General features: G+C 57.9%; 14 protein-coding genes and 4 pseudogenes. 12 read left to right on the forward strand and 6 right to left on the reverse strand.

The features are described from left to right. Positions 1-182: 182 nt before the first annotated feature. The gene (locus QZ571_RS17335) at positions 183-647 is read right to left on the reverse strand and encodes a nitrilase-related carbon-nitrogen hydrolase (RefSeq protein ID WP_295537300.1); all 465 of its coding nucleotides are present in this window, start codon (positions 645-647) and stop codon (positions 183-185) included. A gap of 49 nt (positions 648-696) precedes the next feature. Beyond that, complete coding sequence (locus tag QZ571_RS18540; protein ID WP_366929970.1) at positions 697-909, reverse strand: nitrilase-related carbon-nitrogen hydrolase; 213 nt, start codon at positions 907-909, stop codon at positions 697-699. Here QZ571_RS18540 and QZ571_RS17340 point away from each other — a divergent pair. Then, positions 871-2,676 carry an NAD(P)/FAD-dependent oxidoreductase gene (locus QZ571_RS17340; protein WP_295537302.1) on the forward strand — a complete coding sequence of 602 codons (1,806 nt, stop codon included), beginning with the start codon at positions 871-873 and terminating at the stop codon, positions 2,674-2,676. The two genes, QZ571_RS18540 and QZ571_RS17340, sit on opposite strands and share 39 nt — an antisense overlap. 34 nt (positions 2,677-2,710) lie before the next feature. Further along, a pseudogene (locus tag QZ571_RS17345) lies at positions 2,711-2,827 on the forward strand (IS5/IS1182 family transposase); the annotation flags it as partial. Between the two features lie 21 nt (positions 2,828-2,848). Here QZ571_RS17345 and QZ571_RS17350 read toward each other — a convergent pair. Further along, positions 2,849-3,031, reverse strand: coding sequence for a hypothetical protein (locus QZ571_RS17350; protein WP_366929969.1), 183 nt, complete (start codon positions 3,029-3,031; stop codon positions 2,849-2,851). A 506-nt stretch (positions 3,032-3,537) separates the two neighbouring features. On the opposite strand from QZ571_RS17350, the gene QZ571_RS17355 reads away from it, so the two are divergent. From QZ571_RS17355 to QZ571_RS17365, 3 genes are read left to right on the forward strand one after another with little or no spacing between them, the layout of a single operon-like run. Continuing rightward, a complete protein-coding gene (locus QZ571_RS17355; protein ID WP_295537304.1) occupies positions 3,538-3,939 on the forward strand; it encodes a hypothetical protein in 402 nt (133 codons plus the stop codon). 28 nt (positions 3,940-3,967) lie between these two features. After that, positions 3,968-4,480 carry a gluconate 2-dehydrogenase subunit 3 family protein gene (locus tag QZ571_RS17360; protein ID WP_295537306.1) on the forward strand — a complete coding sequence of 171 codons (513 nt, stop codon included), beginning with the start codon at positions 3,968-3,970 and terminating at the stop codon, positions 4,478-4,480. Next, positions 4,471-6,129, forward strand: coding sequence for a GMC family oxidoreductase (locus QZ571_RS17365; RefSeq protein ID WP_295537307.1), 1,659 nt, complete (start codon positions 4,471-4,473; stop codon positions 6,127-6,129). Before QZ571_RS17360 ends, QZ571_RS17365 begins: the two co-directional genes overlap by 10 nt. A gap of 343 nt (positions 6,130-6,472) precedes the next feature. On the opposite strand, the gene QZ571_RS17370 is transcribed toward QZ571_RS17365, so the two are convergent. Next, the gene (locus tag QZ571_RS17370) at positions 6,473-6,928 is read right to left on the reverse strand and encodes a PepSY domain-containing protein (RefSeq protein ID WP_295537308.1); all 456 of its coding nucleotides are present in this window, start codon (positions 6,926-6,928) and stop codon (positions 6,473-6,475) included. Positions 6,929-7,053: 125 nt separating this feature from the next. Here QZ571_RS17370 and QZ571_RS17375 point away from each other — a divergent pair, with 125 nt between their 5' ends. From QZ571_RS17375 to QZ571_RS17390, 4 genes and pseudogenes are all read left to right on the forward strand, one after another. Further along, positions 7,054-7,395, forward strand: coding sequence for a PepSY domain-containing protein (locus tag QZ571_RS17375; RefSeq protein WP_295537310.1), 342 nt, complete (start codon positions 7,054-7,056; stop codon positions 7,393-7,395). Next, positions 7,395-8,060, forward strand: a complete 666-nt coding sequence (locus QZ571_RS17380) for a response regulator transcription factor (RefSeq protein WP_295537311.1) — start codon at positions 7,395-7,397, stop codon at positions 8,058-8,060. The genes QZ571_RS17375 and QZ571_RS17380 overlap by 1 nt, the downstream gene beginning before the upstream one ends. After that, the gene (locus tag QZ571_RS17385) at positions 8,057-9,409 is read left to right on the forward strand and encodes a HAMP domain-containing sensor histidine kinase (protein ID WP_295537313.1); all 1,353 of its coding nucleotides are present in this window, start codon (positions 8,057-8,059) and stop codon (positions 9,407-9,409) included. Before QZ571_RS17380 ends, QZ571_RS17385 begins: the two co-directional genes overlap by 4 nt. Before the next feature lie 123 nt (positions 9,410-9,532). After that, positions 9,533-9,810, forward strand: a pseudogene (locus tag QZ571_RS17390) (integrase core domain-containing protein); the annotation flags it as partial. 10 nt (positions 9,811-9,820) lie between these two features. Here QZ571_RS17390 and QZ571_RS17395 read toward each other — a convergent pair. After that, a pseudogene (locus QZ571_RS17395) lies at positions 9,821-10,161 on the reverse strand (IS481 family transposase); the annotation flags it as partial. Positions 10,162-10,179: 18 nt separating this feature from the next. On the opposite strand from QZ571_RS17395, the gene QZ571_RS17400 reads away from it, so the two are divergent. The 3 genes from QZ571_RS17400 to QZ571_RS17410 all read left to right on the forward strand — a co-directional run bounded on the left by QZ571_RS17400 (position 10,180) and on the right by QZ571_RS17410 (position 12,936). Further along, a complete protein-coding gene (locus QZ571_RS17400; RefSeq protein ID WP_295537315.1) occupies positions 10,180-10,998 on the forward strand; it encodes a hypothetical protein in 819 nt (272 codons plus the stop codon). A 120-nt stretch (positions 10,999-11,118) separates the two neighbouring features. After that, positions 11,119-11,946 carry a hypothetical protein gene (locus QZ571_RS17405; RefSeq protein ID WP_295537316.1) on the forward strand — a complete coding sequence of 276 codons (828 nt, stop codon included), beginning with the start codon at positions 11,119-11,121 and terminating at the stop codon, positions 11,944-11,946. 174 nt (positions 11,947-12,120) lie between these two features. Continuing rightward, positions 12,121-12,936 (forward strand): hypothetical protein, encoded by an 816-nt coding sequence (locus tag QZ571_RS17410; RefSeq protein WP_295537318.1) that lies wholly within the window; start codon positions 12,121-12,123, stop codon positions 12,934-12,936. A 122-nt stretch (positions 12,937-13,058) separates the two neighbouring features. Here the strand turns inward: QZ571_RS17410 and QZ571_RS17415 are convergent. Next, a pseudogene (locus tag QZ571_RS17415) lies at positions 13,059-13,172 on the reverse strand (IS5/IS1182 family transposase); the annotation flags it as partial.

A 13,172-nucleotide genomic window follows, 5' to 3' on the forward strand; every position in this document is an offset into this window, starting at 1 on the left:
CACTGTGGGTGGGCGGAGGAGGGAGTAAGGGGATGCGGGCCGTAGTTGAGCATGTTGTCTTTGCGTGTCATCAACGAATTAAGCTCAAAAAAGACTGTGTTGATCACCCTAATAACCGCTGCCCATCCCGTCAGCGACAACTCTGACTTCTACCGGGTCAGTTCTCGGTGACATTCAACACGTCAGATGGTCCGATAGTCCTCGGTCTGATTGGAAAGTGTGTCTGCTGGGTAAGTATCGTGGGCCGAAATATCTGCGATTAGTATTGCTTCCTGCAATCCTGCCGCTGCGATCTCTTGCGCGTCGGGACCGAATATTACTGATCGTCCGCCGAAATTCAGCCCGCTTTCGGCGCCGCAATAATTAGCATGGACCACCGTGAGACGGTTATCGAGGGAACGGGCGGGAATGAGCGACTCTTGAATATGCTCAAATCCCGCTGGATTGGCTGTGGGAACCAAGATGATTTCAGCGCCACGCTTTGCAATCATCGAAGCATGCTGCGGAAATTCTATATCATTGCGGATCAGCAGACCGATCCTGCGACGAAAGAGTGAGAAGAGAGGAGGGGGCTCTGTTCCAGAGGTGAAGACAGATTTTCCATATCCCCGAAAAGCTGAATTTCCAATAATGTGCCAGCACTTCACCCTGTCCCGCGATTACCGTCGCGGCATTGAAAATTGCATCGTCGGCGCGCTAGGGCCTCCCGAGAACCAAAGCAACGCCGCTTTTGCGCGCGATGGTTTGAAGCCGTATCAACCAAGGACCGTCAAGCGATTGAGCGCGAGAAATAAGTGAATCTTGTTGATTGTAACCGGGCAAAATAAGTTCCGGAAATATGGCAAGTGCCGCACCCGCTCGGGCTGCTAAATGGGCTACCTCTTCGATCCGCGCGAAGACGCCATTCAGATCTCCATTGCTAGGTCAGGGTTGGCAAACGACGATTTTCAATATGATCTCCTGTCAACCGACGCGTTGAGTCGCATGTTAGGCGACGACATCCAAAAATTGAGAAGTGCAAGAGAGGAAGCTCGCATGAAAGAGTTTGCAGCCTTCGGCCCGGACTTTCCATTCGCCTATGATGACTGGCTCGCTCATCCTAGCGGCTTGGGTCGAATTCCAGATGCGCGTCAAGGTGCGTCAGTGGCTGTGATCGGGGCCGGAGCGGCCGGAGTGGTTGCTGGGCATGAACTGATGAAACTCGGGCTTCGCCCCGTGGTTTACGAATCCGGAAAATTTGGCGGGCGGCTCAGATCGGAGATTTTCGAGGGGACTGAGGATGTCGTCGCCGAACTTGGTGGTATGCGCTTTCCAGTCTCATCGCGTGCCTTCTATCATTATGTTGACCGTGTCGGGTGCAAGAGCATGCCGTTTCCAAACCCACTAAGTGACGCTGCGGGGTCAACGGTCATCGATTTGGAGGGGGAAACCCTCTTCGCCCGTTCCATCGACGATCTACCCACCCTCTATCGCGAGGTCGCTCATGCCTATGATGCGGCACTTGAGGAGGGCGCACGGTTCTGCGATCTGCAAGCCGCAGTACGGTCGCGCGATCCCAAACGCGTGAAGGAATTGTGGGACCCGCTGGTGTCGGAATGGGATGAGCGGACGTTTTATGATTTTGTCACATCGTCAGAGGCATTTCGAAAACTCACCTTTCGCCATCGCGAGGTTTTCGGGCAAGTCGGGTTTGGAACCGGAGGTTGGGACAGCGACTTTCCAAATTCGATGCTGGAGATTCTTAGGGTAAATCTGTGCCGACTAGATGATGAGCAACGCTATATTGAGGGCGGGGCCGAGGATGTTCTTCAGAAGCTGTGGCGCTTGCCGGTCGATTGCGAATTTTGGGGTCGCAGTTCTTTGTCCGAGCTAAACGGCGGGGCGACACGCGGCAGGGTCGCCAAGATCGCGCGCGACGCATCGGGAAAGATCGCTGTCACTGATCGTTGGGGGCATACGGATCTTTATGAGGCGGTCTTGGTGACCTGCCAGACCCATTTGCTGACGACTTCCATTGAAACCGATGAAGCTTTGTTCGATCAAAAATTGTGGATGGCTCTGGATCGCACTCGCTACATGCAGGCGGCTAAGACCTTTGTAATGGTCGACCGGCCTTTCTGGAACGACATTGATCCAGAAACGGGCCGTCCGGTGATGTCGATGACCCTGACTGACAGAATTACACGGGGGACTTATCTGTTCGACTATGGTCCGGATCGGCCAGCGGTGATCTGCCTATCCTATTCGTGGATGACAGATGCGCTGAAAGTCCTGCCGCTTGATGCCGAAACCCGCGTTGAACTCGCATTGGCGGCGCTGTCGCATATCTATCCGGGGGTAGATATTGCAAGCCATATCCGAGGTAATCCTATCTGCGTGAGCTGGGAGGCAGACGAAAATTTCCTTGGGGCCTTCAAAGGGGCGTTGCCGGGACACTACCGCTACAATCACCGTATGTATGGGCATTTCATGCAGGACCTTCTGCCTGCCGAGCAACGCGGGATTTTCTTGGCAGGGGACGGTATCAGTTGGACGCCGGCTTGGGTCGAAGGTGCAGTGCAGACGGCGCTTAATGCAGTTTGGGGAATTCTGCATCATTTCGGAGGAGAAACAGACCCGCAAAATCCGGGGCCAGGCGACCTCTACCCCGAAATAGGGCCGGTTTCGCTTGATTGATCTCCAGAGAGGACTGACTCATTTGTAAAGGGGGGGCGAGCGTATCGCCGCGAGAGACCCAGACTGCCAGACCGCTGAAATCCAGATACGCATAGCCCGCATCAACCGCATTAGCGCCCTCGGCACCGCCGAGATCCTCCGCGTGGTCTGACCCCAATGGGGAACGGGGTCGTCACGCCTCAAGCTGCCAATTTGCAACAACGCCGATCTCGAGGGCGAAAAGGACCTGCAGCAATGTCTCGACCCTGCCGGTCAGGTCGCGCGACAGCGACCTAATGCTGCCCTTGCCCTGTTCGAGATTGCGCAGTGTCGGGATGCTGATCTCCGCTGCCTTGGACACGCTTGCTTGGGTCAAGGCGAGGGCGCGGCGTCGATCCCGCAGGAGGGGGAGTGCAGGCCTGACAAACTATTTTCGCTTTTTAAAAGGTCATATTGAAACGATTACTTTACCTCTGACGGAGGGATGAGACTTCGTCCATTGCCGAGCCTGCACGAGTCGGTTCGTCGCCGAACGTCACCAAGACGGCTGGTTGCCTAAACACGACATTCGCTCACCGGTGATAGAAGCCACATATTACAGGTAGGGTGGGCTCTGGACCCGCTCGGGTGCCGCGCTGTGTCCTGATAAGCCCGCAATATCGGTCGTTTATAAGAATCGCAGCGCAGAACCAAGATCTAAGTCGGCAGGACGGGAACCCAGAGGACTCGTTTCGCACCATGTTGGCTGCACGAAGTAGTCACATGTCTTTCTGGCTTTGGAATTTGGGCCATCCACAGGCATTTTTGTTACTTTGGCATAGCTATGTTTCACGGTCGCGTGATAGTTAATGTCTTGAAATAACCCGCAGAGGACTAAACCGCATGTTTACGAAATTCGTTCCACTGGTATTTGTGCTTGCAAGTGCGACGGCATCTTTTGCTGGAGAACTGGTTCCCCCCACCACCACCACTACAAGTGTCAAAAACGATCCTTCGCTGTTTCTTGGTCTTTCTTGGACCTTCGGTGGGACAGGCATTGGCGGCGGGACTCCCGGTGTGTCTCTTAAGCTATTGTCAACCAATAAGCGCGACGCACCGGCTGCGTCGGCAGGCGTGACCTACAACCTTGACGGCACCTTCGGATGCGACCTTGGCATTGGCTACAACACGAGCGATGCCTCGATGACCTTCGGCTACGATTTCTGCAAACGTGGTGTCCAGTTCGGTGTGGGCGGTACGAAGAAGCCGGATACGGTGACAACCACATCGGTTACTCCGGGTTAACGCTCGGTTGTTGAGGGTCGCGCCAGAAATGCCGCTGCGTTTTGGAGGCGAAGGCTTTGGGGCAAGGACGCCCATATTGAACGCCAAGCGGCGCGCCGTTTTGATGGGTTTGTTAAGCGTTGGCTTGGCATCGGTCTGCGGGTCGGCTGTCGCCGATACCGCCCCGATGGCTTCGCTTACTTCTGTGGTCGACACCCTTCTGCCTGCTGATGATTTTTCACCTTCGGCCAGCGCGCTGGAGGTGGACCGTGACATCGCCGATTTCGTGGCAGAAAACGAGATGATGACGCGACTGTTTGTGGCGGCGCTGAACTGGATGGACCATCTTACGGATAAGCCTTTTCACGCCCTTACGCTCTCTCAACAAACTGAAGTTCTGACCGCTATGGAAAGCGCCGATTTCAACGCGATACCGGGGCGGTTCTATCACATCCTTCGTGCTCTGGCGGTCGAGTTCTATTACGCCCGATCTGAAGCGATTGTGGGTTTCCCGCTTGATCCCGCGCCGCAGCCAAACGGTTATCCACCGCCATGGGGCTGATCACGGGGCATGATGCCGTCGTCGTCGGTTCTGGCGCAGGGGGCGCTGCGGCAGCATGGCGACTGTGCCAGCATGGGCTACGCGTGCTTCTGCTCGAGGCAGGCCCCGCCTTTGATCCCGCACGCGACTATCCACTGGACAGCCCCGGGTGGGAACGAAAGGGCTTTCCCGTTCGGCCCGGCAGCCAGGCGAGTATCACCTATGGCGACCTTGGCACGCTGCATGCAGACAGCGAAGACCTTGCCTCGTGGTCGCGCGGCGGCTTTCCGTGGCGTCTGCCAGCAGGATCGCCGCGCCCGCCTTCAAGCAGCGGTTATTCGCATGTGCAGGGTGTCGGCGGCAGCACGCTGCATTTCGTAGGAGAGGCGCACCGCCTGCACCCGGATGCCTTTCGCCAACGCAGCCTGACCGGTTCAGGAACAGACTGGCCACTTGGCTACGCCAATCTCGAACCGCTTTATACCGAGGTCGAAAACGTTTTGGGCGTGGCTGGGGCCGACACCAACGACGAGCGCTGGCGCAGTCGCCCTTATCCTTTGCCGCCGCACCCGCTTAGCCCCGGTGCGTTGGCCCTGCAGCAGGCCGGGTCGCGATTGGGTCAAAGCTGGCAGGTGAACCCGCGTGCAGCTTTGTCTGCACCGTGGAAGGGCCGGCCGCCCTGTAACTATTGCGGTCAATGCTCGCGCGGTTGCCCCTTGGGTGACAAGGGATCAGCCGATGTCACTTTCTTGCCGCAAGCCGACGAGACGGGGCGCTTGACGCTGCTGCCGAATTCCATCGTCACCCGCCTGCATACTGGCCCCAATGGTCGGATTGTCCGGATTGACGCCATTGTCGCGGGTCGACGTGAAAGCATCGAGACGCCGATCCTCGTATTGGCCGCAGGGGCGGTGCAGACCCCCCGGCTTCTCTTGCTGTCGGCCAACGCCGAAATGCCGGATGGCGTGGCCAATAGCTCGGGTCAAGTCGGACGGAACTTCATGGAGACGTTGTCTTGGCGCAGCGTCGGGTTTGTGCCGGGCCTTACTGGCAGCCATCTTGGTCTACCCGCCGATGCAATCTGTTGGACGCCGAGTCAGGCAGACGCGCGTGTGGCTGATTTCCGGCTCAATCATACCACGCTTGAGACGGGGCTAAACGGCCCCATTGGTTATGCCACGCGGCTGGTTCCTGGCTTTGGCGCGGAGTTAAAGGCCGCGCTGCGTGAAAGCTTTGGCAGTGCGCTGGCGGTAGGCGCGGTTGGGCGGGTCGTGCCCGATGCCCGCTCTGGCATCGACCTTGATCCACTGCAGCGCGATGCCCTCGGCCTGCCCGTCGCGCGGATATCTTCCGTATTGACCAAGCAAAGTGTGACGCGTTTGCGCCAAATGGCCAAGGCTGCGCGGGCGGTTCTGGCAGAGGCCGGGGCAGTGCTGGTGGAAGAGGCAGGCAGCCGCGATAGCTTTACCGCCACGCATGTTTTTGGCACTGCCCGTATGGGGTCCGACCGCACAACGTCGGTCGCCGACCCAACGGGACGGGCGCATGATCATCCGAACCTCTGGATTGCAGATGCCAGCACGTTTCCCACATCCGGGGGCGGGGAAGCTCCCAGTCTGACGATCATGGCGTTGGCCCTTCGCGCTGCTGACGCCATTGCGAGTCAATGAGACGAGTTGGTCGCGCTTATATCTAGTAGATTTTGATATCCGCGCTGATGTTGCAATTGCCGCCCTTCGGTCAGAAAGCTGCCATGGGGTCCAAAAATCCTGACGACGGACATTAGCGCATCGACGCCGACCCCGGCCTCCAACGTGTTCGATAATGAAGTCAAATTCAGCGAGATGCCCGCAACAGGCGCAGCGGAGCAAATGGTCATAATGCTTTGTCTCTAGAAAATTGTAGTTCGGGCGAGCCTTGGGGACACGGCAGGCTCGCCCGACCTCGCGGCGCTATGATCAGACGCGTTTGCGCCCGCTGATCATGGCGCGTGCGAGGTTGTCACGGTGATCATCAATCGAGTTCCGAGCCGATTACTTTGCCCGAGATCGGATCAAGACGAAGCGTGAGTTTACGACCGTCGCCGTTGAGCACGTCGGCCTCATAGCCGTAGCGCTCCATCTCGATCTTGCGGATCTGGTAGCCCTCCGAGCGAAGGCCATTCGTGACCTCGTCCATATTTTTCCATTGGTTGCGAATCTGGTTCGCCTCGCCAACGCGCTCGCGGTAGTTGGAGGGCATGTCATATTCAGCCTCACCGTTGCGATACTCTTTGCGGTATTCGTTGGTTTCACGTTTCTGGTTCTGGACTTTGACGGTTTCGCGCTGCTGGGGCAGTGTGATTTGCCCGGATTGTGCGCTCATTGGGGTCGTACCCTTGCCAGCCGGTCCCTGTGCCTGAGCCGCGCCCAGAGCAAAGCAGCCAATAGCGGCCGTAACGGCGGTCGTGAAAATAATGCTGCGTTTCATGGTATACTCCTGCGAGTGAAAGCTGGGCGTGTTTGCCCGATGCACCATTCATGTCATAGGCGTGCTGACACTGTCCTGACGGGAGCTGTCAGCGTTTTGTCAGGTATGTTGGGGTAAAAGACAGTATGAAACATCTCATCACCATCCTTCTTGTCCTGCTGGCCAGCCCGGCACTTAGCCAGCGTGCGGGTGGCGACTCGTCCGGCCAAAACGGCGGCGCCGACCATGATCGGGCGCGCAGTGCTGTCGAGCGGAACGAGATTCTGTCGTTGAAACAGATATCCTCTGGTATTCAGAAGCAATATGGCGGGCGCATCATCAAGGTCGAACTTGAAGAGAGCGATGGCCTCTATGTTTATAAGCTGAAGCTCATCACACCTCAGGGACGCGTCGTCGAGCTTGAGGTTGACGCGGCGACCGGCTTGCCAGTTGGTAACAACGAAAGAGATGGCGGCGAGGAAAACTGATGCGTGTGTTGGCGGTCGAAGACGATCCAAGGATTGCGGCGGACCTGAAGACCGCTTTGGAGGCGGCCGGATACCGCGTTGAGACTTGCGCAGACGGGCTTGATGCCTGGTTTCTGGGCGACACCGAAGACTACGATCTCGTCATTCTCGATCTTGGCTTGCCACACATGGACGGATTGAGCGTCTTGAAAAAATGGCGGGCCAATGGCCGTGAGATGCCTGTTCTTGTGCTTACGGCGCGCGGTGCGTGGACCGAACGGGTCGAGGGAATTGACGCTGGCGCCGATGATTACCTGCCAAAGCCGTTTCGCATGGAAGAACTCGTGGCCCGGGCCCGCGCGCTGATCCGTCGTTCGGCGGGGCGCGCCTCGGCAAGCCAGAGCGTCGGCGATCTGACGCTCGACACCAACCGGATGAGCGCTTTGATCGGCGGGGTCCCGCTTTCGACCACTGCGCTTGAGTTTCGGCTCCTTTCCTATCTGATGCTGCATCGCGACCGGGTCGTGCCGCCAACGGAGCTACTTGAACACCTCTATGGCGACGACGATTCCCGTGAGGCGAATGCGCTTGAGGCGGTCATTGCACGCCTGCGCCGCAAACTTGGGCCCGGTGTCATCGGCACGCGACGCGGATTTGGCTACTTTCTCGAAGGGGATGCTGCGTGAGGCGTCTCTCACTCCGGCTGCGACTTGCGCTCGCGGGTGCGCTCGCGATCGTGGTCGCATTGGTCATTGCCTCTATCGCGTTGACGGCCCTATTCGCAGCCCATGTCCAGCGCCGTGCCGAGGCCGAACTATCAGTCCAGCTTGATCAGGTCGTGGCCGGGCTGGGACGTGACGCCGATGGCACCCTAGAGTTGCAAAATCCACCTGCGGACCCGCGCTTTGATCAACCGCTGAGCGGGCTCTACTGGCAAATCGTTGTCGAAGGCGCGCTCTTGCGCTCGCGTTCGCTTTGGGATCACGTGCTTCCGCTACCGCCTGATGAACTGCCTGATGGTCATGTTCACATCCATATTCTTCCCGATCAGGCAGACGGCTCGCTTCTTACCCTTGAACGCAGCGTCACGTTGCCGCCGTCCCTTGGAAGCGAACGGGTTCGCGCTGCGGTTGCGCTCACCACGGCAGATCTCAGGCAGGCGCGCGCCGATTTTTTACGCGATCTTGTCCCCTATAACGTGATCCTCGCGATTGCTTTGATCGTGGCCGGCTGGGTTCAACTGTTCTTCGGTTTGCGCCCGCTTGCCGAGGTTGGCAAACGCGTTCTCGCAGTGCGATCTGGCCAGCAGAAACGACTTGGCGATGATTTTCCGAAGGAAGTCTTGCCGCTTGCCATTGAGGTCGATGCTTTGATCGACGCGCGCGAGGCAGAGCTTGAACGCGCAAGGCGGCGCGCTGGCGATCTTGCCCACGGGTTCAAGACCCCGTTGCAAGCCCTTCTGGGAGAGGCCGATCGCCTAAGAAAGAACGATCAAAACGAAGCTGCCCGCGCGATTGAGGAAATCGCGGATGCGATGCGCCGGCATGTCGATCGGGAACTGACACGATCACGGCTCGCAGGGGGCACGACGAAAGGCAAGGCCACGGTTGCGCCAGTGGCCCGAAATATCGTCTCGGTCGTCCGGCGCACGCCCGATGGCAGTGCGCTGGACTGGCAGATCGCGGTGCCGGAGGATGTCTGTGTCGCGCTTGAAGCCAATGATCTCACCGAGGCCCTCGGGGTCCTGATCGAGAATGCGAGCCGTCACGCCACGAGCCTTGTAACGATCAGCGCCGCCCGGCGGCACGAGATGGTCGAGATCGACGTGCTCGATGACGGCCCCGGCATGGCGGAGGACCGCATCGACGAGTTCCGGCTGCGCGGCATGCGTGCCGATGAAAGCGGGCATGGGTTGGGGCTGGCCATCAGCACCGAGATCGCTCAGGCGGTTGGCGGCGCGTTGAAGATCGAGAACATGTCTCCGGGCCTGCGCGTGACCCTGCAGCTTCCCGCCGCGCAGCGCGATCCGCCCTGACCTGCTTGCTCGCCCGTGACGCCGGAACAGGAAAGGGACTGTCAGTTCACCGACATGACGAAGGCGCCGCGAATTCTGGCGCAGGTCGGCCTCCTGCGTGAACGGGATAGAGCTTGCGGTGTCTTCGAGGAGAGCTGCAACGGGCGTATGCGCGACGAGTTGCTCAACGAGACTATGTTCCACAATCTGCCCTCGCACAGAGTTTGATCGCTGCCTGAGCGACTGATTGCGACACAAAACGCCCGCATTCAGGCTTGGACTGCCGGACCCCGGCTGAACGCAAGGTTCCTGACCGCCGCACTCGACCGCCCCGCTGCGCGAAATGAAAGCACCGCATGTCGAGCGATTGCTCAACCTGTGCCGATCGGTGTAAATACCTACCGGCTCCGGTCGCGGCTGGATTGAAATTCAGTGGCGGATGCCCAGTTCCTCGACGTGCCAATGGAATTCGGCTTGGAACTCATGGCCGCCTAGCCCTTTTTGCCGACAAAGGTCAGGAACTTAACGTCATCTGGTGATGATGCCCCGGCGCCTGTTTCTGATATCGTTTTGTATGAACTTTGCGCATCGGGGTACCGTGCGGAAGGGAGTTCATCCCATGGCAGCGCAGGATGCGCGAAATGGTTGCGTCAGACATCCTGATGTCGTGATAGCGCTCCAGATATCAAACGATCCGCATTGGTTTGTCGCCACCAATAGAAACTGGACCGACTGATCCAAAAATAACGACAGGTTTTCGCAACTTAGGCGATCTCCGTTGATCCACATCAATGAAAGTTGGACTTGGCTCCGATATTTTAATTCTCAGCTCTGCTAGACAAGAGTTTTATTTGGAGGAGAATTACATGAGTGTGAATATCTTACTTCCCGCAAAGCGTGTGGCAACCGTTTCGGCATTGGCTTTGGCTATCGGTTTTGGCGGCAATCTCGCCTTCCAACCGCTCAGCCATCTGTCGGGTGCGGCAGTCGCAGAATCGTCGGGTGGGGATCAGGGTCAGCAAGGGCAAGGTTCCAAAGGTCAAAATGGCCAAGGCGCCAAAGGTAACGATGGTCAGGGTCAAGGTGGTCCGGACGCGGACTCTGAAGGCAAAGGGCCGAAGGCTGGCAACGAAGGGTCCACCCGTTCCGGCAAACCGAATTGGGCTGAAGAAGGTATTCCTGAAGTAGAGCTTGGTCGATTGAGCGTTGCGCGCTCTCCGTCGCATGTGCTTGATCGCGCTTATGACGAGGCGCTGGCAAGCCTGAACACCGACATGGTGACGTTCTACAACATGAGCTTGGACGACATTATCTCAAATCTGTCGCTCAATTTCGACCAACAGTCCTATGTCGACTCACCGCTGCAGAACCTTGCATTCTTGCGTGATGCGCTTGACGGCTCGATCTCGCTGCCGGGCGTGACCAATAGCAACGAGGTGCTTGAGGCAGTCTTCCTTGGCGTTGCTTCGGACAAAACCGTGCCGATCACAACTGATACGGTGATTGCGGTCTCGAAAATTCTTGGGACGCCCATCACGGGGGATGCTGCGGCGGCTCTTGCTGTAGACGCAGAAGCAGTGCGCGTCGCAGTTCTGGCTGGCCACGGCTGATCTGCGCTTGACGCTTAAGAGAGGCGGCGGCGCATAGTTTTCTGCGCCGCCAGTTTCGGGGACGTGTTCTGTGGCGCAATCAAACACATCACAGAACAAAGAAATCTAGGGGATGATATTATGATTGGCTCAAATAATAATCGGAAGCGGTCGATGCTGACGGGGCTTTCAGTGGCGGCAATCGTCGCAATCATCGGCGGCACCTCTTACTTCGGAAGCTCGTATGGTTTCCTTGGCGCAGCAAATGCCGAAGAAGGCACGAGTGGCAGCCATACTGAAGGCGCTGGCGCCGGCAATAAGGGCGGCCAAGGTGGACACTCCGATGGGCAAACCGGAGACGACAGCGGGCATACGGATACGGGTGGCAAAAAAGGCCCGAAAAACGGCGCGAATGGTCTGGGTGACGACGGTCACGGTCAAGGTGGTCCCGACGCCGATTCAGAAGGCAAAGGCCCGAAGGCCGGGAGTGCGGGATCGACCCGCTCTGGCAAGCCTGTCTGGTCGCAAGAAGGTCTCCCCGAAGTTGAACTGGGCCGCCTGAACGTCGCGCGCTCGCCGAGCCATGTGCTGGACCGCGCCTATGCCGAAGCTATGGCAACCCTCTCGCCCGAGATGGCAGCGTTCTACAACCAGTCCCTCAGCGACATCGTCATGTCTTTGTCGACGAACTTCGATAACCAGACCTATATTGATTCTCCTTTGCAAAACCTGTCCATGCTGCGCGATGCGTTGGATGGATCGATTTCGCTTCCCGGCGTCAGCAACAGCAACGAGACACTGATGGCCGTGTTCCTCGGCGTCGCGTCTGACAAAACTGTACCGATTTCGCCGGACGCCGTGACTGCGGTTTCCACCATTCTGGGGGCACCCGTATCGCCAACCGAGGCGGCGCGTCTGGCCGCAGATGCCGAGGCCGTGCGGATCGCTGTCTTGGCAGGACATGGTTAATAAATACGTGGTTTTATTGGCACATTGGCGTGACTTGATTTCGGTCAGGTCACGTTGATCGTTGACCCAGGCCGCGCGTAAGTGTCTTTTCCATACAAGCCATGAAGATTAATTCGACCGTTTCGCGGCACATGGTGCTCTGACGTGCGGCGAGGAAGTACCAGGAGAAACGTAATGCGTTCAAAAGTTGCAGCCGCTGCACTGTCATTTATGGGAGCCACCGCTCTGACGTCGATCGGAGCTATGGCGGGAGGCATGGAAACAGCCCCCAGCCCGGTGACTGTGATCAATCCGAAAAACGTGGCGAGCGTCACTTATGGCCCATATGTCCGGGCTGAAATCGGTGCCGGCCGCACGTCCCTTAACGATGCCTATTGGTTGCCGCCCGGCTATCCCGCTGACCCAAGGGTCAACTTCGATCTGGAATCGAAAAATGGCGGACTGGCCGCAATTGCGTTCGGCTACGACTGGATGAACGGGTTTCGTGGCGACATCTCTTTGATCGCAACCTCGAAAACCGGTCTAAAGGGCCCATGGACGAGCCCGACCCCGGGACCCCATGCCGATATCACCGCTGGCAGTGTCAGAACCACCGCATTGATGGCAAACCTGTTTTACTCTCCGCTTGAGCAGCAGGGCGTGAACTCTCGCATCCAGCCTTTCTTGGTCGCGGGGATCGGGCTTGCCGGCAACAAGGTGGGCCAGTGGACGCGCACCAATGCGGCTGCGGCGACGCCGGTCCGGACGTTCGAAGGAAGCACAACTTTCTCGCCAGCGTTCTCAGTGGGCGTGGGCGTCTCGATGCAGTTGACGAATGTCGGCACGCATCCGGTCATGCTTGAAGCCTCTTATCGCTATTACCAGTTTGGTAAGGCACAAGGCGGCTCAGCTTCGACAAGTGCCGGTGGTACCCCGGTTCAACCTCTGACCTTCAACACTTCGGATCAGGTTCTGTCGCTCGGCATCAGGATCCCGCTGAATCGTCTGTAATTCAGATCGAATAGGCTCTGTTGATGGGGTGGATGCCGCCTTCTGGCGGCATCGCAATGGGGTTGTTGATTAAGTCTATGCGCATGGTTCGCATTATGACGCCATGCGCTTAGGCTCAGGACTCATAACCAGAATAAGACAGTTGCAGCGAGAGCGATGGCTGACAGAAATACCTTTGGACATCTGTCATAGCGGGTTGCGACACGCCTCCAGTCTTTTAGACGGCCAAACATGAT

This window comes from uncultured Thioclava sp., from assembly GCF_913064665.1.
GTDB lineage: Bacteria > Pseudomonadota > Alphaproteobacteria > Rhodobacterales > Rhodobacteraceae > Thioclava > Thioclava arctica.